Annotated in this window: 18 protein-coding genes; 13 read left to right on the top strand and 5 right to left on the bottom strand. The window is 62.0% G+C overall.

Annotation, left to right across the window (positions count from 1 at the left end; translation table 11 throughout):
* Positions 1–17 precede the first annotated feature (17 nt).
* Positions 18–1,964, top strand: a complete 1,947-nt coding sequence (locus LPW11_RS21800; RefSeq protein ID WP_230995974.1) for a CHASE2 domain-containing protein — start codon at positions 18–20, stop codon at positions 1,962–1,964.
* Between the two features lie 76 nt (positions 1,965–2,040).
* Here the strand turns inward: LPW11_RS21800 and LPW11_RS21795 are convergent, their stop codons facing one another.
* From LPW11_RS21795 to rsmD, 4 genes are all read right to left on the bottom strand, one after another.
* A complete protein-coding gene (locus LPW11_RS21795; protein ID WP_230995973.1) occupies positions 2,041–2,235 on the bottom strand; it encodes a DUF1858 domain-containing protein in 195 nt (64 codons plus the stop codon).
* A 107-nt stretch (positions 2,236–2,342) separates the two neighbouring features.
* The gene (locus tag LPW11_RS21790; protein ID WP_230995972.1) at positions 2,343–3,536 is read right to left on the bottom strand and encodes a pyridoxal phosphate-dependent aminotransferase; all 1,194 of its coding nucleotides are present in this window, start codon (positions 3,534–3,536) and stop codon (positions 2,343–2,345) included.
* 40 nt (positions 3,537–3,576) lie between these two features.
* The gene (gene coaD / locus LPW11_RS21785; RefSeq protein ID WP_230995971.1) at positions 3,577–4,062 is read right to left on the bottom strand and encodes a pantetheine-phosphate adenylyltransferase; all 486 of its coding nucleotides are present in this window, start codon (positions 4,060–4,062) and stop codon (positions 3,577–3,579) included.
* 132 nt (positions 4,063–4,194) lie between these two features.
* On the bottom strand, positions 4,195–4,827 hold the full coding sequence (rsmD, locus tag LPW11_RS21780) for a 16S rRNA (guanine(966)-N(2))-methyltransferase RsmD (protein WP_269145365.1): 633 nt from the start codon (positions 4,825–4,827) through the stop codon (positions 4,195–4,197).
* Positions 4,828–5,343: 516 nt separating this feature from the next.
* Between rsmD and LPW11_RS21775 the strand changes: the two genes are divergently transcribed.
* Positions 5,344–6,492: a deoxyguanosinetriphosphate triphosphohydrolase gene (locus tag LPW11_RS21775; RefSeq protein ID WP_230995969.1), complete on the top strand. Its 1,149-nt coding sequence runs from the start codon at positions 5,344–5,346 to the stop codon at positions 6,490–6,492.
* 286 nt (positions 6,493–6,778) lie between these two features.
* Here LPW11_RS21775 and yhbY read toward each other — a convergent pair whose 3' ends face one another.
* Entirely contained in the window at positions 6,779–7,069 is a 291-nt protein-coding gene (yhbY, locus tag LPW11_RS21770) for a ribosome assembly RNA-binding protein YhbY (RefSeq protein WP_230995968.1), read from the bottom strand.
* A 415-nt stretch (positions 7,070–7,484) separates the two neighbouring features.
* Between yhbY and LPW11_RS21765 the strand changes: the two genes are divergently transcribed.
* The 11 genes from LPW11_RS21765 to carB all read left to right on the top strand — a co-directional run bounded on the left by LPW11_RS21765 (position 7,485) and on the right by carB (position 21,705).
* The gene (locus tag LPW11_RS21765) at positions 7,485–9,014 is read left to right on the top strand and encodes a glutamate synthase-related protein (protein WP_230995967.1); all 1,530 of its coding nucleotides are present in this window, start codon (positions 7,485–7,487) and stop codon (positions 9,012–9,014) included.
* Positions 9,015–9,058: 44 nt separating this feature from the next.
* Complete coding sequence (locus LPW11_RS21760; RefSeq protein ID WP_230995966.1) at positions 9,059–9,508, top strand: 4Fe-4S dicluster domain-containing protein; 450 nt, start codon at positions 9,059–9,061, stop codon at positions 9,506–9,508.
* Positions 9,505–10,782, top strand: a complete 1,278-nt coding sequence (locus LPW11_RS21755; protein ID WP_230995965.1) for an NAD(P)/FAD-dependent oxidoreductase — start codon at positions 9,505–9,507, stop codon at positions 10,780–10,782. Before LPW11_RS21760 ends, LPW11_RS21755 begins: the two co-directional genes overlap by 4 nt.
* A 43-nt stretch (positions 10,783–10,825) precedes the next feature.
* The gene (locus tag LPW11_RS21750) at positions 10,826–11,941 is read left to right on the top strand and encodes a class II glutamine amidotransferase (protein ID WP_230995964.1); all 1,116 of its coding nucleotides are present in this window, start codon (positions 10,826–10,828) and stop codon (positions 11,939–11,941) included.
* Between the two features lie 109 nt (positions 11,942–12,050).
* Positions 12,051–12,797: a hypothetical protein gene (locus LPW11_RS21745; RefSeq protein ID WP_230995963.1), complete on the top strand. Its 747-nt coding sequence runs from the start codon at positions 12,051–12,053 to the stop codon at positions 12,795–12,797.
* A gap of 381 nt (positions 12,798–13,178) precedes the next feature.
* Positions 13,179–13,712 (top strand): bifunctional pyr operon transcriptional regulator/uracil phosphoribosyltransferase PyrR, encoded by a 534-nt coding sequence (gene pyrR, locus LPW11_RS21740; RefSeq protein WP_230995962.1) that lies wholly within the window; start codon positions 13,179–13,181, stop codon positions 13,710–13,712.
* A gap of 55 nt (positions 13,713–13,767) precedes the next feature.
* Positions 13,768–14,703, top strand: a complete 936-nt coding sequence (locus tag LPW11_RS21735) for an aspartate carbamoyltransferase catalytic subunit (RefSeq protein WP_230995961.1) — start codon at positions 13,768–13,770, stop codon at positions 14,701–14,703.
* Positions 14,704–14,869: 166 nt separating this feature from the next.
* The gene (locus tag LPW11_RS21730) at positions 14,870–16,144 is read left to right on the top strand and encodes a dihydroorotase (RefSeq protein WP_230995960.1); all 1,275 of its coding nucleotides are present in this window, start codon (positions 14,870–14,872) and stop codon (positions 16,142–16,144) included.
* Positions 16,145–16,187: 43 nt separating this feature from the next.
* Positions 16,188–17,312: a glutamine-hydrolyzing carbamoyl-phosphate synthase small subunit gene (gene carA / locus LPW11_RS21725; RefSeq protein WP_230995959.1), complete on the top strand. Its 1,125-nt coding sequence runs from the start codon at positions 16,188–16,190 to the stop codon at positions 17,310–17,312.
* A 115-nt stretch (positions 17,313–17,427) separates the two neighbouring features.
* Positions 17,428–18,339 (top strand): radical SAM protein, encoded by a 912-nt coding sequence (locus LPW11_RS21720; protein WP_230995958.1) that lies wholly within the window; start codon positions 17,428–17,430, stop codon positions 18,337–18,339.
* Between the two features lie 111 nt (positions 18,340–18,450).
* The gene (carB, locus tag LPW11_RS21715) at positions 18,451–21,705 is read left to right on the top strand and encodes a carbamoyl-phosphate synthase large subunit (protein WP_230995957.1); all 3,255 of its coding nucleotides are present in this window, start codon (positions 18,451–18,453) and stop codon (positions 21,703–21,705) included.
* The last annotated feature ends 36 nt before the right edge of the window (positions 21,706–21,741 follow it).

Here is a 21,741-nt window from a genome sequence, read left to right as displayed (position 1 = left end):
AAGGACGGTGAGGAATCGTGCACTCCAGCATAAAGGATCGCCGCCGTGAATTGACCCGCATCCCCCTCCTCCTTTCCATCGGCCTGGGAGTCACCGTTCTCGCCGCACTGATCGCACTGTACAATCCCGCACATCTTGCCCACCTTGAGGATCGCTTCTTCGACCTGGAAATCGCCGCAGGTCCCCCTGCAACGCAAGCTCCCCCTCCAGCCGTCGTGGCCGTCGACGATGAAGCACTCGCTCTCGTCGGCCGCTGGCCCTGGCCCCGCTCCGAAGTCGCCCGCCTTCTGAAATCGATAGCTGCGCAGAAACCCGCGGTCATCGCCATCGATGCACTTTTTCCAGAGAGGGAGAGGATCCCGGGGGAGAATGCTGCCGTGCTTTCGCCAGGGGATCGCGAGCTTGCGGCCATTCTTTGCCGGGGGCCGTTCGTGCTGGGGTACGAATTCACCTTCGGGGCCCGCGAGGCGCCCCGGGGGCGGCAGGTGCTGCATCCGCTGCCGGTCGTAACTGTGAGGGAAAAGGGGGGGGCTGACCCGGCAGAGACGCTCTGGCATCCGACCGGCGCGGTAGCGAGCCTCCCCGAGTTCGCCGGGTGCGCGCGTTCCGGCTTTGTGAACGCCGCCATGGAGCACGGCGGGATACTGCGGCGCATGCCTGTGGTGATGGCGCGGGAGGGGAGGCTCTTTCCGAGTCTCGCCCTGGCGGCGGTCCTCAAGGGGAAAGGAAGCGGGGGGATCTCTTTTCGTTCGACCTGGAGCGGTGAGAGGATCCTGCAGCTTGGAAGTGAGCGGGTTCCGCTCGATTCGCGGGGACGGCTTCTGCTGCGCTACCGGGAGTACGGGGGGGTGAAGCCGATCTCGGCCGCCGCTCTTCTTCAGGGACGAGTTCCCCCGGACATCCTCAGGGGACGCATCGTCTTTGTGGGTGCGACGGCGACGGGGATGGGGGAGGCGGTGGCGACTCCTCTCGAGGCAATGCTCTCGGGTGTGCAGGTGCATGCCACCGCGGCTGATAACATCATGCGGGGGGATCTGGTTCGTGAGAGCCCGTGGGTGTGGCGCATTCTCCTCGTCCTGGCGCTCGGCGGCTGCGCAACTCTTCTCCCCCTTTTTCTGCCGGCGCTGCGCGGCGCCCTCGTCCTTGGCGCGATCGCCTTTGCGGCCTGGTCGGCCGGAGCGTGGCTGCTGCGCTCCCACGGCATCCTCCTGGGCCCGGTCTTTCCGATCGTGGTGCTGGGTGTGAACTTCTCGCTCCTGACGGTCCTGCGGACCGTGTATCTCGAAAAGGGGGTGGAGCATCAGGGGCACGATCTTGTGAAGGCGCGGGATCTGGTTATGACCTCGCTCGCTTCGTTGACAGAGATCAGGGACATGGAGACAGGCGCGCACGTGCTGCGCTGCCAGCGCTATCTCCACATCCTCTGCGAGGAGCTCAGGCGCTTCCCCCGATTCGGTTTCCTCGACCAGGAGACGATCGAGCTCGTCTCGAAGCTTGCTCCGCTGCACGACATCGGGAAGGTGGGGCTTCCCGACCAGCTGCTGCGCAAGGCGTCGGGATTCACCAGGGAGGAATACGACCTGGTGAAGAAGCACACCATATTCGGCCGGGACGCCATTGCCAAAGCAGCGGCGCGGGTGGGGATCCACGACGACGAACTGATCCGCTACGCGAAGGAGATTATCTACACACACCACGAGCGCTGGGACGGAAGCGGCTACCCTCAGGGGCTGGCGGGTGACGACATACCGTGGGTGGGGCGTGCCATGGCGCTCGTCGACGCCTACGATGCGATGGTGACACAGAGGGTGTACAACAAGCCGATCACACACGATGACGCGGTAAAGATCATGATGCAAGGGAAAGGAAAGCTCTTTGATCCCGATGTTGTGGATGCGTTTCTATGTGTGCAGGAAAAGTGGCAGCGGGTGGTTCAGGAGATACGGGATGAAGATGAGCTGTGATCTTTTTCGGACAGCAGACGTGCGACGACAGCGCCGCGGGGAGGGCGATGATCAGGAAGAGGAGGGGGGAGCCGGTTTATGCGGCGAGCTTCGCGTTCAGCTCGTTCAGGAGGGTGTCGAGGTCGATCTTGTGTACCTTCGCGCCGTGCTCGAGCGCCTCGAACTCCGCAAGCTGGCAGTCGTAACAGTCGAGACCGTAGCTTTGGAGGATGGGGAGGGTCTCGGGATAGCGCCGCAGTATCTCGGTTATAGTCATTTCCTTGCTGATCACGGTAGTTCCCTCACGGTTCCAAACAGCGTTGATACATAAAAAAGGGCGCCCGCGCTATACGGACGCCCTAAGACTAGCAGATGGTTTTCCGCCTTGCAAGAGCGGGTTTACTTCAGATTGAGCACTGCCTCTTCGATCCTGTCGAGACCCTTTTTGATGTTATCCATGCTCGTGGCATAGGAAAGGCGCGCGTACTTGTCGGCGCCGAAGGCAATCCCCGGAACGAGCGCCACCTTCGCGTGCTCCAGGAGATAGGCGGCGAAGTCGGTGGAGTTGCTGATGACCTTCCCCTCGAAGCTCTTGCCGTAGATAGAGGAGAAGTCCGGGAAGGCGTAGAAGGCACCGGTCGACCTGAAGCAGGTGACGCCGGGAATGGCGTTCAGACGGTCGACGATGTAGGTGCGGCGCTTCTCGAATTCCACCACCATGGCGGCGACTGCGTCCTGGGGACCGTTCAGCGCCTCCACGGCGGCCTTCTGCGCGATGGAGGTCGGGTTGGAGGTCGACTGCGACTGCATCTTGGTGATGGCGTCCATCAGGGTCTTCGGACCTGCGGCATAGCCGATCCTCCAGCCGGTCATGGAGTACGCTTTGGAGACGCCGTTCACCACCACGACGCGCGGCTTGAGCTCGGGAACAGCGGTGGCGATGTTGGTGAACTTCAGGCCGTCGTACACGAGCTTCTCATAAATGTCGTCGGAGATGATGTAGAAGTCGTGCTTCAGGCAGACCTGGCCGAGGGCCTGGAGCTCCTCGACGCTGTAGGCGGAGCCGGTCGGGTTGCACGGGGAGTTGAGGAGGAGCGCCTTCGTGTTCGGGGTGATGACCGCCTCGAGCTGCTGCGGGGTGATCTTGAACCCGCTCGCCTGGTCGGTCTCGATGAAGACAGGCTTGCCGCCGGCCAAAACGACCTGGTCCGGGTAGGAGACCCAGTACGGAGCGGGGATGATGACCTCGTCACCTTCCTGGATAAGTGCCTGGGAGATGTTGTACAGGGTGTGCTTCGCGCCGCAGGCTACCGAGATCTCGCCGCGCTCGTAGGAGAGACCGTTGTCCCTCTGCAGCTTGGCAATGATGGCGTCTTTGAGCTCATCGGTGCCACCTACCGGGGTGTACTTGGTGAAGCCGGCATCGATCGCCTTTTTCGCCGCCTCTTTGATGTTGGCGGGGGTGTCGAAATCCGGCTCGCCGGCGCCGAAGCCGACGATGTCAACGCCCTGGGCCTTGAGAGCCTTTGCCTTTGCGTCGATGGCGAGTGTGGGTGAGGGCTGGATCTTGTTCACGCGGTCTGCAAGTTTCATTGCTGTCTCCTTGTGTCGACAAATGTGCTGCTTGGCCTATTTATCTTTTGAATTTGGCATCGAGTGCCGCCTTTACCAGCGGAGGCACCATGCCGTCAACGGATCCATTAAGTGAGCTGACTTCCTTGATGATGGAAGACGAGAGGAAGCTGTAGGGGACGGAGGTCATCATGAAGAGAGTCTGGATATGTTGCGCGAGGCTTCTGTTCATCTGGGCCAGCTGGAATTCGAACTCGAAGTCGGAGACCGCCCGCAACCCTCGGACGATAACCTCGGCTCCCTGGGAGTTGACGTAGTCCACGAGGAGCCCGCTGAAGGAGTCGACCCGCACCCGCGGCTCGTCCTTCAGTACCTCGTTCAGAAGCGCCGTGCGTTCCTCGATGGAAAAGAGCGATTTTTTGGTGGAGTTTATGGCGACCGCGACGATGACGCGATCGAAGACCTGCAGGGAGCGCTCGATTATGTCCAGGTGACCATAGGTGATGGGATCGAAAGAGCCTGGATATACAGCTATTTTCGGGGACACTGTTTACCTCTTTGTAATCAGGTTGAGGCAGAAAAGGGGAATTTTCACGCGGACAAGGCCTGATGACTTTCGTGCCGGTCCGCCAGAGGGGGAAAATCTCCCTCCTTAAAAGTTTAGCGGACAATATCACATTTATTCGACCTCGGAAGGCTCCGGCTCCGTTTCTTCCGTCCCCAGCACCAGGAAAGAGAGGACCGTGTCGCCATAGTTCCTTCTGTCGATCTCCTGCAGCCGCCCGAAGGATACGGGGATAGTTTCCCCCTTTGCGAACTCTGCAACGACGAGCGTTTCCTCAGAGACAAGGGGGGACGCCCCGAGTACTTCCAGCACGCGCTCGGCGTGTCCCTGGCGGTACGGGGGATCGAGCAGTACGAGGTCGAAGGGCGCCTCGGTGACCGAAGCGGCTCTCAGCGCGGCGACCGCATCCTGCGCCAGTACCTTTGCCTTCTCTGCCAGCTTCACCTGCTGCAGGTTCTGCTTCAAGACAGTCACGGAATCGCGATGGGAATCGATGAAGAGAGCGTAGCCCGCGCCGCGGCTCAGGGCCTCGATGCCGAGGTTTCCGGTGCCGGCGAAGATGTCCAGGACGCGAAGTCCCTCGAAGCTCCCGAGACGGCTGGCGATGATGCTGAAAAGCGCTTCCTTCACCCGGTCGGCGGTCGGGCGCACCCGCATCCCCTTCGGTGCGTTGAGCTTTTGTCCCCGTGCCACTCCGGCGATTATGCGCACTTTCGCTACTCCCCTTGCCGCTCTGCCCCCTGCCAAAGGTCGGGTGGTCAGACCGCGCGATTATGGCACAGCGTAACCCCTTCGGCTACCACGTATACCTTGCCTGATCCGTGAAAAGGCATTGTCTCATCGTTTATCATTAACAGGTAAAGGCGGAAAGGGTCCCTTGTAGCACGGGGGGCGCACCCCGTCAATGGCAACTTTCCGGTTGACAGCCGTCCACTCCTGCACCATAAAAGCTTTTTCTTAGGCTTTTGTAACTGTCGCGTGTTGTGGTAGATTCATCCGCGGCGCCGCGGGAGATGCCGGGAACGCCTTCGGCTTATCCCGGCCTACAAAGCCGTGCGGCCGACGTGACGGGGGAGGTAGAGCGTGAGGTCCCTCCTCCCTTGACGGGAGGGGGACAGGGGGTGGGTGAAGCTGCCATAGGCTGAACTGGTGGCGCCTTCCCCCCCACCCTGTCCCTCCCGCGCATGGGGGGAGGGGACGTCCTGCCGCTTTATCCCCAGACTGGCCCATGACGAACTTTTTTTTATGCTGGAGGAATGATTGATGACAGAGGCGCATTCTATGGAGCGCACGGACCTTGCGGCGTACGCGGCGAGGAGCGAGGTGTCACGGGGGAGGAAATATGAGGAAGATTTCCGCGACGACCGCCCCGCCTTCGAGAGGGACCGCGATCGCATTATCCATTGCGCGGCTTTCCGGCGTCTGGAATACAAGACGCAGGTCTTCGTCAATCACGAGGGGGACTACTACCGCACCCGCCTCACCCACTCTCTCGAGGTGGCTCAGATCGGGAAGGGGATAGCGCGCAGGCTGCGGCTGAACGAGGAGCTCACCGAGGCTCTTGCCCTCGCTCATGATCTCGGGCATACCCCCTTCGGGCATACCGGTGAGGAGGTGCTGAACCGGCTGATGGAAGGGGCAGGCGGCTTCGAGCACAACCTGCAGTCGCTGCGCATCGTGGACGAGCTCGAGGAGCGCTACCCCGGCTTCAACGGCCTCAACCTCTCGTGGGAGGTGCGCGAGGGGATCATCAAGCATTCTTCCCGCTACGACAATCCGTCGGCGGCATTTGCGGAATTCCTCCCGGGCACGGTGCCGACCGTGGAGGCGCAGCTCATCAACTTTGCCGACGAAATCGCCTACAACAACCACGACATCGACGACGGCCTGGAGTCCGGGTACATCACCATGTCGCAGCTGAAGGAGGTGGCGCTCTGGCGGGAGGTGCACGAGACGATCGAGCAAAAGCACCCCGGAATCGACCGGGAGAGGGCCCGCTGCCAGACGATAAGCGCACTCATCGGCGTCCTCATCACCGACGTGGTGACGACGACCCTCGCAAACCTGGAGTACCACGGGATCAAGACGCAGGAGGACTTGCGGTCCTTGAATCAGCAGGTGGTGGGGTTCAGCACCGAGATGGCGAAGAAGAACAGGGAGTTGAAGCGCTTCCTGATGCACAATCTCTACCGGCATCACAAGGTGGAGCGTATGAGGGTGAAGGCGGAGCGCTACCTGGAGCAGCTTTTCGAGGTGTACCTGAAGCACCCGACCCTGCTCCCCATGAAGCATCAGCTGAAGATGGAGCGGGACGGGCGGGAGCGCGTCATCTGCGACTACATCGCCGGGATGACGGACCGTTTTGCGCTTGATGAGTACAAGAGGCTCTTCGAGCCGTATGAGAGGGTGTAGAGGGATGTAGAGAGGCGATCGCCATCACGTTCCCCTCCCTCGACGGGAGGGGGGCAGGGGGTGGGTGAAGCCGCCATCTCCTGAACTCGTGGCACCTTCCCCCCACCCTGTCCCTCCTCCGCACGGGGGGGAGGGGACGTTCAGGATTGAAGAAGATCCAGAGTCCCGACTGTTTATGCAACTTTAGCAGCGTTCGCCGCCCCAACGTCCCCTCCCTTTCAAGGGGAGGGACAGGGTGGGGATGGGGTTCTCTAATCCCTATCCCGCCCCCGCACCACGATATTTCCTACTTCGGCAGCTCCATCCGCGGTTCCTTTGCAGCACGGTACAGGAGGATCGTCCTTCCCAGCACCTGCGCCACATCTGCGCTGCACTCGCTCGAGAGCGACTCCGCCACCTCGTGGCGGTCGAGCATGCAGCTTTCCAGTATCTTCACCTTGATGAGTTCGTGACTTTCCAGTGCCTCGTTCGTCTCGCGCAGCACCGCTTCGCTGATCTCGCCCTTGCCCACGGTGATGACAGGCTTCAGCCCGTGCCCTATACCCCGTAGATACCTTCTTTGTTTTCCTGTCAGCATAAAAAACTCGTTTCCTTTTTAGATTAATTGCCACACACTATTCGGACGTCGGCACTTCCTGCCTCTTACCCCGAACCACAAAAAAAACGCACCGTCTGCAACGAATTCTTCCGGCATTCCAGCAAAGCACGCCACGGTCAACTGTACCGGCCAGACGCCAGGGGACCAGTAGCTATAGCACTTTGACTTCGGGATGGCAAGCGTGCGTCTGCGTGTGTTCCTGCTACTCAGCAGGGAGAGATTTTTTTACTCTGAAAGCTGGCTTTAACTAAACAATATTATAATCGCCTGTTGCCGATCAGCCAAAAAAGCAGTATGATCACAGCCGTTTGGGCATGAGCGTGAGGATAGATTGGTAGCGGCACATAAATAGCAACTGCGCGTGCTGTGAACCGTCACTCAGGAGGCGAGGAAAGTGCTTTATAAATCGGTAAACGAATCATTCAATGAGTTCGAGATCCACAGGAGTGACACGAAGTGCATCAGGTGCAAGGTGTGCGTGCGCCAGTGCTCCTACAACGTGCACTCCTACCTCGAGGAGGAGGATACCCTCATCGAGGACAGCACTGCCTGCATCGGCTGCCGTCGGTGCTCCGCGCTCTGCCCGACCGGCGCGATCAGCATCAGGCTGAACCAGGAATCGTTCAAGGAGAATGCCTCCTGGTCCACGGGGCACATCAGGAACCTGCACGCGCAGGCCGAGAGCGGCGGGATTCTGCTTTCCGCGATGGGGAACCCGATGAAGTTCCCGATCTACTGGGACCACCTCCTTTTGGACGCCTCCCAGGTTACCAACCCGTCGATCGACCCGCTGCGCGAGCCGATGGAGTTGCGCACCTACCTCGGCAAAAAGCCGGACCGGGTGGAGACGGTGCGGGATGAAAAGACGGGGAAGGTGAAGCTGAAGACAAAGCTCTCGCCGCAGCTAAAGCTCGAGTTCCCCTTCATCTTTTCCGCCATGAGCTACGGCGCGCTGAACCTGAACGCTCACCGCGCCATGGCGGCCGCCGCACAAGAGCTCGGGACGCTGTACAACACCGGTGAGGGTGGGCTGCACAAGGACCTGTACCGGTACGGCAAGAACGTCATCGTCCAGGTCGCCTCCGGCCGCTTCGGCGTTTCGGAAGGGTATCTCAACGCCGGGGTGGCGATCGAGATCAAGGTGGGGCAGGGGGCAAAGCCTGGCATCGGCGGGCACCTCCCGGGGGAGAAGGTAAACGACGCCATCTCCGAGACAAGGATGATCCCGATCGGCACCGATGCGCTCTCGCCGGCGCCGCATCACGACATCTACTCGATCGAGGACCTGCGCCAGCTGATCTACGCCCTGAAGGAGGCGACGAACTACGAGAAGCCGGTATCGGTGAAGATCGCGGCCGTGCACCACGTGGCGGCGATCGCCTCCGGCATCGCACGCGCAGGCGCCGACATCGTCACCATCGACGGCTTCCGCGGCGGTACCGGCGCGGCTCCACAGGCGATCCGGGACAACGTGGGGATCCCCATGGAGCTCGCTCTCGCCGCGGTCGATTCCCGCCTGCGCGATGAAGGGATCAGGAACCAGGTCTCCATCGTGGTGGGGGGCGGGGTGCGAAGCTCCAGCGACGCCATCAAGGCGATCGCCCTTGGCGCCGACGCCATAAATCTCGGTACCTCCACCCTGCTCGCGCTCGGCTGCACCCTGTGCCAGCGCTGCTACACCGGGAAATGCCCGTGGGGAATCACCACCAACAACGCCTACCTCGCAAAGCGACTCAATCCCGAGATCGGGGCGGAGCGGCTGGTGAACCTGATTCACGCCTGGGGGCACGAGATGCAGGAGATCCTTGGCGGCATGGGGCTGAACGCCCTCGAGTCGCTGCGCGGCAACCGCTACAAGCTGCGTGCGGTAGGGCTCACCGAGAAGGACATGAACATCCTGGGTGTCATGCCCGCCGGCGAGTGAGGCGAGTAGGGAGGCAGTTGATTCCTGGAAAAAGAGGATCGGCAATGAAACGAGTATATTCCCTGGAAGATGTCTGCATCGGCTGCCACCTCTGCGAGGTAGCCTGCATTACCGAGCATTCCCGCTCCAAGGATCCGGTGCGGGCCTTCCTGCACGAGGAGAACCGCCCCATCGCCCGCTGCACGGTTGAGGAGCGCGACGGGGGGATCCTTTCCTTCTCCACCAACTGCCGCCACTGCGACGAGCCGGACTGCCTGAGGGCCTGCGTCTCCGGCGCGATCCAGAAGGATGAGGCGGGGGTGGTACGGATGGACACGGAGCAGTGCATCGGCTGCTGGTCCTGCGTGATGGCCTGCCCCTACGGCGCGGTGCAGCGCAACGTGAAGGCGAAGAAGGCGAACAAGTGCGACATGTGCCCGGACCGCGAGGTCCCTGCCTGCGTCTGCGCCTGCCCGAACAGGGCGCTCGTCTTCAAGGAGGGGACGCCCAAATGAACTACGTCATCATCGGAAATTCGGTTGCCGCGGTCGGCGCCATCAGGGGGATCAGGAAAGTCGACAGCGAGGGGACGATCACGGTCATCTCCCGGGAGCGCCACGTGGCGTACGGTCGTCCGCTCATCTCGTATCTCCTCGGGGGTGCCGTGACGGAAAAGAGGATGCCGTACCTCCCCGCGGACTTCTACGAGAAGAACCGGGTGAACCTCCTGCTCGGCCGCGAAGTGGTCTCCGTCGACAGCGAAGCATCGCAGGTGAAGCTGGCAGGGGGGGATGTCATCCCCTACGGCAGGCTCCTCATCGCTACCGGCGGCGATCCGTTCGTCCCCCCCATCGAGGGTATGGCAGGGAAAGAGCGGGTCTTTACCTTCACCACCTGGGACGATGCCGCACGGATCAAGGGGATGTCCGCGGATATCAGGAAGGTGGTGGTCGTGGGCGGCGGCCTCATCGGGCTGAAGGCGGCGGAGGGTCTGCACCAGATCGACAAGCAGGTGACGATCGTGGAACTCGCCGACCGCATCCTCTCCGCGGCGTTCGATCTCAACGCCGGGCGCATCGTGGCGAAGAAGATGAAGGCGAACGGCATCGACGTCATAAACGGCGACACCGCGGTGCGCATCGACGGTGAGGGGGAAGAGATCATCGGCGTCACCCTCAAATCCGGCGACTTCATCCCGTGCGACACGGTCATCGTGGCGATCGGGGTGCGCCCTGCCGCCTCCTTCCTGAAGGGGAGCGGCATCGAGGTGAACCGCGGCGTCGTGGTGGACGACACCATGCGCACCTCCGTCCCGAACGTCTATGCGGCGGGGGACGTCGCCGAGGCGCGCGACTTCTTTTACGGCAAGAAGCTCCCGATGCCGATCTGGCCGGATGCCTACATCCAGGGGGACATCGCCGGGATAAGCATGGCGGGTGGCGAGATCGAGTACCAGGGGGGGCTCCTGATGAACTCCATCGAGCTCTTCAAGATACCAACGATTTCCATGGGGATAACGAACCCCGACCCGGGGGACCGCTACGAGGTACTCACCTACCTCGACCTCGGCGCATCCGTGTACAGGAAGATCGTCCTGGAAGAGGGGCGGCTCGTCGGCGCGGTCCTTCTCGGGAAGGTGGACCGGGCCGGGATTTTTGCGGGGCTGATCCGGCAGCGCGTAGAGGTGGCGCCTTTCAAGGATCACCTCCTCGATCCGGAATTCGGTTTCGTTCACCTCCCGAAGGAGATGCGCACGACGCTCTTCTCCCCGGAAGGGAAGGCCGCCTGAGAGGGTCGCAGCATCGCTCACACATTCGGAGGTCGACTGCCCCATGAATAAAAAGCCCACCCACATATACCAGAAGGACATCTCCAACTGCGGCCTCACCGGATTCATCGCCAAGGACGGCGCACTGATCGGCGGCGAAGTCATCATCCGCTCCATCACCCTCATGCACGACCGCGGCAACGGCCTCGGCGGCGGCTTTGCGGCGTACGGGATCTACCCCGAGTACAAGGATCTCTTCGCCTTTCACCTCATGTACGAGAACGACCATGCGCTGGAGCTCACCGAGGAATACCTCGCGGCGTATTTCGAGGTGGAGCAGCAGGAGGAGATCCCGACGAGGCGGGTCGCTGCGATCAAGAACCCGCCGGTGTTCAAGCGCTACTTCGCGAAGCCTCTGGCCACCGACTCCTACAAGGAGGCGATCGAGTTCCAGAAAATGACGGACGAGGACGTCGTGGTCGGCCACGTGATGCGGATCAACAACGAGATCGAAGGGGCGTTCGTCGTCTCCTCGGGGCGCAACATGGGCGCCTTCAAGGGGGTCGGCTACCCCGAGGAGATCGCGGAGTTCTTCCGCCTCGACGAGTACAAGGGGTACACCTGGACCGCGCACAACCGCTTCCCGACCAACACGCCGGGGTGGTGGGGCGGGGCGCACCCCTTCACGCTCCTCGACTGGTCGATCGTGCACAACGGGGAAATCTCCTCCTACGGGATCAACAAGCGCTACCTGGAGATGTACGGCTATCTCTGCACCATGCTCACCGACACGGAAGTGGTGGCGTACATGCTCGACCTCCTGATCCGGAAGCACCAGCTTTCCCCCGAGCTCGCCTCGCTGGCGCTGGCCTCCCCCTTCTGGGACAACATCGACCAGCTCCCGCAGGACGAGAAGGAGCTCTTCACAGCCATCCGCCAGGTGTACGGCTGCGCGCTCCTGAACGGCCCCTTTGCCATCCTCTTCGCCTCCAACGGACGCCTGATCGGGCTGAACGACCGGGTGAAGCTCCGCCCGCTGATGTGCGCCACGAAGGGAGAGATGGTGTACATGGCTTCCGAGGAGGCGGCGATCAGGGAGATTTGCCCGGCTCCCGACAAGGTGTGGGCGCCGCGCGGCGGTGAGCCGGTGGTGGCGCAGCTGAATGCCGGCGTGGCGTAGGTTCATTGGCTACAGGGTGTTCATGTAGGCCGGGATAAGCCGAAGGCGTTCCCGGCGGTCCACATTGCCTGAGGACTGACAGAAGCTACACACAGGGAAGGAGCACGCGATGCAGATAGATGCGAGCGGCATGTACTACAAGGACCTGAACGCGATGATTCGGGCGGCGGTTTCCGAGGGGGCTGAAAGGATCGAGCTTCTCAACGTGAACGGCCAGTATTACATCGGCGACGGGGTAAACCGCCCGGTGACGATCACCGTGAACGGCGTCCCCGGAAACGACCTCGCCGCGTTCATGAACGGCGCCACCGTCATCGTGAACGACAACGGGCAAGACAACATCGGCAACACCATGAATGCCGGGAAGGTGGTGGTGCACGGACATGCCGGCGATGTTTTGGGCTATGGGATGCGCGGTGGGAAACTACACATCAAGAAGGACGTGGGGTACCGGGTGGGAATCCACATGAAGTCGTACCTGGAGAACATGCCGATCCTGATCGTCGGGGGGAGTGCCGGGGACTTCTTCGGCGAGTACATGGCAGGGGGGATCCTCGTCCTGCTGGGGATGTTTTCCGACAACCCGGATCGCCCGAAGCACGGCTACAGTTTCGGCACCGGGATGCACGGCGGGACGATCTACGTGCGGGGCGGTGTGGACGAGGCGAAGCTCTCGCGCGAGGTGGGGGTGTTCGAGCTCACACCCACCGACGAGATCGCGCTGCACGCCCACCTGGAGGAGTTCTGCAGCGACTTCGGCGTCGAACTTCAGGAAGTGCTCAGTGAGAAGTTCGTGAAGGTCGTGCCGAAGAGCAAGCGTCCGTACGGCAACATGTACTGCCCTATGCCGCGGTGAATCAAAAACCTTTGTCCGCAGATTACGCAGATTCCGCAGATTTGAAACACCCGGAGATAAAGCTTGTTCTTGGGGTAAAATCTGCGTTAATCTGCGTAATCTGCGGACAGTACGTTTTTAATGTATTAAAGTAATCAAACTTGACTCCAGCCTGCCCCAATGCTAATTTGAGTAAAATTTATCGGATGCCTTTTAAATTAACCCTGTGAGGTTAGCAAAGGTGGAGAAGCATACACGCACGCAATCTATGGTTGTCTGCTGTGGAACGAGCCTTTTTCGCCCTTGCGAGAAGGCTTTTTTTGTAGGCGGCTGCACCTGCTCGGATCTTAACTGCTGAAAATTACTGCAATGGCTGGCCTCGGCGCCGGCAGGGGAGGTAATATGGCCGACAATACCGTGATTCTCGATGGCAGCGGTGTCAAAAGGGCGCTCACCCGCATCGCGCACGAAGTGCTGGAAAGAAATAAAGGGGTCCACGACCTCGTGCTGGTAGGTATCAGGACCGGCGGCGTTCACCTGGCTTACGAGCTCGCCGCACGCCTCTCCGAGATCGAGGGGCAGGACGTGCCGGTAGGCGCGGTGGACATCACCATGTACCGCGACGACATCAAGGGGCACGCGGAGCATCTCCCGGTCGGAAAGACCGAGCTCCCCTTCGCGGTGGAAGGGAAGAAGGTCGTCCTCGTGGACGACGTCCTCTTCACCGGAAGAACAATCAGGGCCGCAATGGATGCCCTCATGGACCAGGGGCGTCCCTCCTGCATCCAGCTCGCCGTGCTGGTGGACCGCGGGCACCGCGACCTGCCGATCAGGGCGGACTTCGTGGGGAGAAACGTCCCGACCTCGCGTAGCGAGAACATCGTGGTGGCGTTCGACGCCGAGAACAAGCCGACCGAAGTGATACTGCAGAAGTAGTCGTGCGGCCGGTCCGGCCTCCCGGACCGGTCCTTTTTCATGATCAGGGGGTTCCATGGGGTTCAGGCACAAAGACATCATCGGCCTTAGCGAATTGAGCAGGGAAGAAATCGAGCTCCTCCTCGATACGGCCGACAACCTCAGCGAAATCAACTCACGCGATATCAAGAAGGTCCCGACCCTGCGCGGCAAGACGGTCATCAACCTCTTCTACGAGGCCTCCACCAGGACCCGCACCTCCTTCGAAATAGCCGCAAAGCGCCTCTCTGCCGACACGGTGAACATCTCCGCCTCCACAAGCTCCGTGGTGAAGGGAGAGACCCTCGCCGACACCGCGCTGAACCTCCTGGCCATGCAGCCGGACATCATCGTCATGCGCCACAGCATCTCCGGCGCCCACCACTACCTGGCGCAGAAGGTGTCGTGCTCCGTCATCAACGCAGGGGACGGCGCCCACGAGCACCCCTCCCAGGCGCTTCTGGACATGCTCACCATTCGGCAGCAGCTGGGGACCCTCGCGGGGCTGAAGGTGGCGATCGTTGGCGACATCACCCACAGCCGGGTAGCCCGCTCCAACATCTATGGACTAACGAAGCTCGGGTCGCAGGTGTTTCTTGCGGGACCAGCGACGATGATCCCGCCGGGGATCGAGAGACTCGGCAACGTAACTGTGTGCCGCGACATCCGCGAGGCGGTCGACCAGGCGGACGTAGTGATGATGCTGAGGATCCAGCTGGAGCGCCAGGGGAAGAGCCTCCTGCCGAGCCTCGCCGAATACTCCCGCTACTACGGCCTTAACGAGCAGGTGCTCTCCCTTGCCAAGCCGGGGGCGATGGTGCTGCACCCAGGCCCTGTGAACCGCGGCGTCGAACTCGGCTCCAGCGTCATGGACGGCGACCAGTCATTCATTTTAAAGCAGGTGGAAAACGGCGTGGCGGTACGCATGGCGATGCTCTACCACGTCAGCGGCGGGACGCTGGCGACGGAGTAGGGGGTGGACGAACCCCATCCCCACCCTGTCCCTCCCCTTGAAAGGGAGGGGACGCCGGGGGGGCAGATCCAGCGAAGGGAAATGTAGGCCGGGATAAGGGAAGCGTTCCCGGCAAAACCGGAGGCGGCCATGGAGCCCCCCCGCAGCAATGCTTGAGAGGTGCCAGATGAACCTGTTGATAAAGGGCGGCCGCCTGATAGACCCTTCCCAGGGGATCGACTCTGTCACCGACATCCTGATCGCCGACGGCGTTGTCATGGAAATCGGGTCGGATCTCGTGGCTCCGGCGACGACCCCGGTCATCGACGCGGCCGGCCTGGTGGTGGCCCCCGGGCTGATCGACATGCACGTGCACCTGCGCGATCCGGGGCTGGAGTACAAGGAAGACATCGCCAGCGGCAGCCGCGCCGCGGCGGCCGGCGGTTTCACCTCCATCGCCTGCATGCCGAACACCTCTCCGGTGAACGACAACAAGGCGGTCACCTCCTACATACTGAACCGCGCCGAGAAAGAGGCTGTGGTGAACGTCTTCCCCGTCGGGTGCATCACCAAGGGGGGGAAGGGGGAGAGCCTCGCGGAGATCGGGACGCTGAAGGAAGCCGGGTGCGTCGCCGTCTCCGACGACGGGAAGCCCGTTTCCGACGCGGACCTCATGCGCCGCGCGCTGGAGTACGCCAGGGGAATCGGCATCGCGGTCATCTCCCACAGCGAGGAGATGTCCCTTGCCGGCGAAGGGGTGATGAACGAAGGTGCTGTCTCCACCGAGCTCGGCCTGAAGGGGATCCCGTGGGCCGCGGAGGACGTGGCGGTCGCCCGCGACGTCTACCTCGCCGAGTTCACCGGTTCCCCGGTTCATATCGCCCACATCTCCACGCAAGGCTCCGCTCGCATCATCCGCAACGCGAAGGCCCGTGGCGTGAAGGTCACCTGCGAGACCGCGCCGCACTACTTCACCCTCACGGACGAGGCGGTACGCGGCTACAACACCAATGCCAAGATGAACCCGCCGTTGCGCGGAGCCGACGACGTCGCTGCGATGAAGGTGGCTCTCGCCGACGGGACGATCGACGCCATTGCCACAGATCACGCGCCGCACCATGCGGACGAGAAGGATGTGGAATACCCCCTCGCCATGAACGGGATCGTGGGGCTGGAGACGTCGCTGCCGCTGACGCTCGCCCTTGTCGAGGAGGGGGTTCTCGACCTTCAAGGGCTGGTAACGGTAATGTCGTGCAACCCCGCGAAGATCCTTGGCATAGCCAGAGGGACGCTGAAGCCGGGAGCCATCGCCGACGTCACCATCATCGACCCGCAGAGGGAGTGGATGCTGGATGCGGCGAGCCTCAATTCAAAGTCGAAGAACACCCCGTTTCTCGGGTGTCGCCTGAAAGGGGCGGCTGCCTACACTATCGTGAAGGGGCAGGTCGTTCACCAGGGATAGACGTTACAGATTGATCGAACAGAAAAAGATTCAGGAGCGAAACATGAAAGCAGTACTGGCTCTGGCGGATGGCCGGATCTTCAAGGGTGAGGCGTTCGGCGCATCGGGCGAAACGTCAGGCGAGGTCGTCTTCAATACGGCCATGACAGGTTACCAGGAGGTCCTGACCGATCCCTCCTACAAGGGGCAGATGGTCACCATGACCTACACCCAGATCGGCAACACCGGGATCAATCCGGAGGATATCGAGAGCAAACAGCTCTATCTTTCCGGCTTCATCGTCAGGGAATACCAGGACTGCTACTCCAACTGGAGAGCGACCATGAGCCTCGATGCCTACCTCAAGGAGAACGGCATCGTGGGGATCCAGGGGATCGACACCCGCGCGCTCACCCGCCACCTGCGCGACAAGGGTGCCCAGAACGGCATCATCTCCACCATCGACTTCGACCCGGAAAGCCTCGTGCGCAAGGCGCGCGCCATCCCCTCCATGTCCGGCCTCGACCTCGCCACCGGCGTCACCTGCGATGCGCCGTACCACTGGACCGAAGGTCTCTGGGAGTTGGAAGGGGGCTACCCGCAGGTCGACAAGTCGCAGCTCAAGTACAAGGTCGTGGCATACGACTTCGGGATCAAGCTGAACATCCTGCGCTGCCTCGTCTCCGCCGGCTGCGACGTAACCGTGGTACCCGCCACCTTCCCTGCGGAGTCGGTCCTGGCCATGAATCCGGACGGGATCTTCCTCTCCAATGGCCCGGGCGACCCGGAGCCGATGAAAGAGGTGATCGAGAACCTGAAAGGGGTGGTCGGGAAGAAGCCGACCTTCGGCATCTGCCTCGGCCATCAGCTCCTCGGGCTCGCACTCGGCGGGCGGACGGTGAAGCTGAAATTTGGCAACCACGGTTCAAACCTCCCGGTCATGGACATGAAGACGCACAAGGTGGAGATCACTGCCCAGAACCACGGCTTTGCCGTCGACATCCTCTCCGTCGGGGACCACTGCGACCTCGGTCACGAAAACCTGAACGACCAGACCGTCGAGGGGATGTTCCACAAGAACCTGCCGGTCTTCTCGGTGCAGCATCACCCCGAAGCTTCGCCGGGCCCCCACGACTCGCAGTACCTCTTCAAGCGCTTCGTGGAGATGATGGAGAGTGAGAAGAAGTAGGCCGATAAAATGTAGGCCGGAATAAGCGGAGCGTTTCCGGCACAAGGCAGGAATGCTGCCGGGAACGCCTTTCGGCTTATCCCGGCCTACATGGACTACAAGCCAAGAAGGGAGCATGCGCTACAAGGAAATGTTCGAATCCGGTGAACTCCTCGAGCGGGTCAGAGAGGGGTATCAGCGGTTAAGGAAGTGCGATATCTGCCCGCATGCCTGCGGGGTCGATCGCCTCGCGGGGCAGGTCGGGCGATGCGGAGCCGGAAAGGGTCCCCGCATCGCCTCGGCAAACATCCACCGGGGTGAGGAGCCGCCGATCTCCGGGAGCCGCGGTTCGGGCACCATCTTCCTCTCGGGGTGCACTCTCACCTGCCGGTTCTGCCAGAACTTCCCGATAAGCCAGCTCAGAAACGGCACCGACCTGTCGGTGCGCGAGCTCGCCGGCAAGATGCTCGGGCTGCAGGCGCGAGGGGCGCACAACATAAACTTCGTTACTCCGACCCACTACACCCCCCAGATCATGGCCGCGCTATACGCCGCGGTGCAAGATGGCTTCACCATCCCCATCGTCTGGAACACCAGCGGATACGAGCGAGTCGATACCCTGAAGCTTCTGGAGGGGATCGTGGACATCTACCTCCCCGACATGAAGTACACCTCGGAGAGCGAGGCGGTGCGCCTCTCCGGTGCCCCCGGATACACCGAGCTGAACCGCCTCGCGGTCGCCGAGATGCTCGCCCAGGTGGGGCACCTGGAGACGGATGAGGATGGTATCGGGACCCGCGGTCTCATCATCCGCCACCTGGTCCTCCCGGAAGGGGCGGCGGGGAGCGCCGAGACCCTTCGATGGATCGCTGAGCACCTGGGGAGAGAGACGCACATAGCGCTCATGAGCCAGTACTTCCCCGCCCACGTGGCGCCGGAGACCCCGGGGATCGGCAGGAGGATCACCGCGGAGGAGTATGCCGAGGCGGTGGAGGCTCTCGAGGAGTGCGAGCTTGATAACGGCTGGGTGCAGGACGAGCCGGAGTAGGGCCATCCGACATGTCAGACGAGTCAGACCCGTCGGACCAGTCTGACTGGTCTGACTAGAGATACATTGCAGTGGCGGGCCATCCGCCTTAAAGAAGGAGAAAGGTTTCACATGCCTAAACGTACAGACATCAACAAGATCCTCATCATAGGCGCAGGGCCGATCGTCATCGGGCAGGCGTGCGAGTTCGACTACTCCGGGACCCAGGCGTGCAAGGCGCTGAAGGAAGAGGGGTACCAGGTGGTGCTGCTGAACAGCAACCCCGCCACCATCATGACCGACCCGGACTTCGCCGATGCCACCTACATCGAGCCGGTGACCCCCGAGATCCTCGCGGCGATCCTGGAAAAGGAGCGCCCCGACGCGCTGCTGCCGACCCTTGGCGGGCAGACCGCGCTGAACACCGCTGTTGCGGTGGCGGAAAACGGTACGCTGGATCGTCTGGGCGTGGAACTGATCGGCGCGAAGCTTCCCGCCATCAAGAAGGCGGAGGACCGCACCCTCTTCAAGGAGGCGATGCAAAAGATCGGCATCGACCTGCCGCGCTCCGGCTTTGCCCACAACTACGCCGAGGCGATGGAAGTGGTAAAGCACGTCGGCTTCCCGGCAATCATCCGCCCCTCCTTCACCCTCGGCGGGACCGGCGGCGGCATCGCCTACAACATGGAAGAGTACGAGCGGATGGCGATGGCGGGCATCGACGCCTCCCCGACCGACGAGATCCTCGTCGAGGAGTCCCTCATCGGCTGGAAGGAGTACGAGCTGGAGGTCATGAGGGACACCGCGGACAACGTGGTGATCATCTGCTCCATCGAGAACTTCGATGCCATGGGCGTGCACACCGGCGACTCCATCACCGTCGCCCCGGCCCAGACCCTCACCGACAAGGAGTACCAGCTCCTGCGCGACGCCTCGCTGAAGATCATCCGCGAGATCGGCGTTGACACCGGCGGCTCCAACATCCAGTTCGGCGTGAACCCCAAGAACGGGCGGATGATCATCATCGAGATGAACCCCCGCGTCTCCCGCTCCTCGGCCCTTGCCTCCAAGGCGACCGGCTTCCCGATCGCGAAGATCGCGGCGAAGCTCGCCGTCGGCTACACCCTCGATGAGATCACCAACGACATCACGAAAGAGACGCCGGCCTGCTTCGAGCCGACCATCGACTACGTGGTGACGAAGATCCCGCGCTTCACCTTCGAGAAGTTCCCCGCAGCGGACGCGACCCTCACCACCCAGATGAAATCGGTGGGCGAGGTCATGTCCATCGGCCGCACCTTCAAGGAGTCGCTGCAAAAGGCGCTGCGCTCTCTCGAGATCGGCTCGAGCGGCTTCGAGTCCCGCTTCTTCTCCCCTTCGGAGGAGACGCGCCGCGCCCTCACCGACAAGGAGCGCTCCCTTCTGGTGGAGAAGCTGTGCGTGCCGAACTTCGACCGCCTCTGGTTCATCGCGGACGCGCTCAGAAGCGGCATGACTGTGGACGAGGTGTACAAGCACACCGCGGTGGACCCCTGGTTCCTGCACAACATCCGTCAGATCGTGGAGAAGGAGGAGGAGCTGAAGAGCGTGAAGCTCGACGCGCTCGCCGGTGAGGAGCTTTCCGACCTCCTGCGCGAGGCGAAGCGCTACGGCTTCTCCGACAAGTACCTTGCCACGCTCTGGCAGATGCCGGAGGCGGAGGTCCGCGCGAAACGGATCGCAGCCGGCGTGAAGCCGGTATTCAAGCGAGTCGACACCTGCGCCGCCGAGTTCGTCGCCTACACCCCGTACCTCTACTCCACCTACGAGGAGGAGTGCGAGGCGGAGCCGACGGGGCGCAAGAAGATCATGATCCTGGGCGGCGGCCCGAACCGCATCGGCCAGGGTATCGAGTTCGACTACTGCTGCGTGCACGGCGTATTCGCCCTCGAGGAGGACGGCTACGAGACGATCATGGTGAACTGCAACCCGGAGACGGTCTCCACCGACTACGACACCTCCGACCGCCTCTACTTCGAGCCCCTCACCTTCGAGGACGTGCTGAACATCGTGGAAGTGGAGAGGCCGGACGGTGTCATCGTGCAGTTTGGCGGCCAGACCCCGCTGAAGCTCGCCGTCGCGCTGGAGAAGGCAGGGGTTCCGATCATCGGCACCTCTCCGGACGCCATCGACCGCGCGGAGGACCGGGAGCGCTTCCAGGAGATGCTGCAGAAGCTCGACCTGCGCCAGCCGCAAAACGGCACCGCCCGCTCCTTCGAGGAGGCGGAGGCGGTGGCAAACCGCATCGGCTACCCGGTGGTAGTGCGCCCCTCCTACGTCCTCGGCGGCCGCGCCATGGAGATCGTGTACGATGTGGATAACCTGCGCCGCTACATGCACACCGCGGTGCAGGCTTCCCCCGAGCACCCGATCCTCATCGACCAGTTCCTCGACGAGGCGATCGAGATCGACGTCGACGCACTCTGCGATGGCCAGATAGCGGTCATCGGCGGTATCATGGAGCATATAGAGGAGGCGGGGATCCACTCCGGCGACTCCGCCTGCTCGCTGCCGCCGTACTCCATCTCCCAGGAGATCGTGGAGGAGATCAGGCGGCAGACGAGGATCATGGCGCTGGAGCTGAACGTAAAAGGGCTCATGAACGTGCAGTACGCGGTGAAAGGGAAGGACATCTACATCCTGGAGGTTAACCCCCGCGCCTCCCGCACCTCGCCCTTCGTCTCCAAGGCGACCGGCAGGCCGCTGGCGAAGATCGCGGCGCGCGTCATGGCGGGGAAGACCCTTACCGAGCTCGGTGTCACCGAGGAGATCGTCCCCACCCACATCTCGGTGAAGGAGTCGGTATTCCCCTTCGCGAAGTTCCCGGGAGTCGACACGATCCTCGGGCCGGAGATGAAGTCTACCGGAGAGGTCATGGGTATCGGCGCGACCTTCGCGCACGCCTACGCGAAGGCGCAACTCGGCGCCGGCGTGAAGCTTCCGGTGTCGGGGAAAGTATTCATCAGCGTTAAGGATAGTGACAAAAAACATATTGTCAGTGCCGCCAAAAGACTGTATGATCATGGCTTCCAACTGGTTGCCACGCGCGGCACCGCGGGTTACTTGCAGAAAGAAGGGATCCCGGTGCAGACAGTAAACAAGGTGATGGAAGGCCGCCCGCACATTGTTGACTCCATCAAGAACAATGAAATCTGCATGGTGATCAATACAACGCAGGGCGCACAGGCAGTAGCAGATTCCTTCTCCATTCGCAGGAATGCCCTGATACACAACGTCGCTTACTACACCACAGCCTCCGGCGCCCGCGCAGCGGTCGACGGCATTATTGCCAACTCGGAGACGAAGCTGACAGTAAACCCGATACAGCACTACCTGAACGAAGCCTAAAAAAGGGGGGAGCGCGAACGTGGCGTTCCCCTCTCG

Source organism: Geomonas sp. RF6 (assembly GCF_021044625.1).
GTDB lineage: Bacteria > Desulfobacterota > Desulfuromonadia > Geobacterales > Geobacteraceae > RF6.
Note: the sequence above shows the minus strand (reverse complement) of the source record. Positions and strands in the feature narration are given on the sequence as shown.

What these genes read in the sequence shown, in the direction of transcription:
- LPW11_RS21790 (WP_230995972.1), bottom strand. Translation starts at nt 3,536, where the DNA reads ATGAAACTTGCAGACCGCGTGAACAAGATCCAGCCCTCACCCACACTC.
- LPW11_RS21775 (WP_230995969.1), top strand. Translation starts at nt 5,344, where the DNA reads ATGACAGAGGCGCATTCTATGGAGCGCACGGACCTTGCGGCGTACGCG.
- yhbY (WP_230995968.1), bottom strand. Translation starts at nt 7,069, where the DNA reads ATGCTGACAGGAAAACAAAGAAGGTATCTACGGGGTATAGGGCACGGG.
- LPW11_RS21760 (WP_230995966.1), top strand. Translation starts at nt 9,059, where the DNA reads ATGAAACGAGTATATTCCCTGGAAGATGTCTGCATCGGCTGCCACCTC.
- LPW11_RS21755 (WP_230995965.1), top strand. Translation starts at nt 9,505, where the DNA reads ATGAACTACGTCATCATCGGAAATTCGGTTGCCGCGGTCGGCGCCATC.
- LPW11_RS21750 (WP_230995964.1), top strand. Translation starts at nt 10,826, where the DNA reads ATGAATAAAAAGCCCACCCACATATACCAGAAGGACATCTCCAACTGC.
- LPW11_RS21745 (WP_230995963.1), top strand. Translation starts at nt 12,051, where the DNA reads ATGCAGATAGATGCGAGCGGCATGTACTACAAGGACCTGAACGCGATG.
- pyrR (WP_230995962.1), top strand. Translation starts at nt 13,179, where the DNA reads ATGGCCGACAATACCGTGATTCTCGATGGCAGCGGTGTCAAAAGGGCG.
- LPW11_RS21735 (WP_230995961.1), top strand. Translation starts at nt 13,768, where the DNA reads ATGGGGTTCAGGCACAAAGACATCATCGGCCTTAGCGAATTGAGCAGG.
- LPW11_RS21730 (WP_230995960.1), top strand. Translation starts at nt 14,870, where the DNA reads ATGAACCTGTTGATAAAGGGCGGCCGCCTGATAGACCCTTCCCAGGGG.
- carA (WP_230995959.1), top strand. Translation starts at nt 16,188, where the DNA reads ATGAAAGCAGTACTGGCTCTGGCGGATGGCCGGATCTTCAAGGGTGAG.
- LPW11_RS21720 (WP_230995958.1), top strand. Translation starts at nt 17,428, where the DNA reads ATGCGCTACAAGGAAATGTTCGAATCCGGTGAACTCCTCGAGCGGGTC.
- carB (WP_230995957.1), top strand. Translation starts at nt 18,451, where the DNA reads ATGCCTAAACGTACAGACATCAACAAGATCCTCATCATAGGCGCAGGG.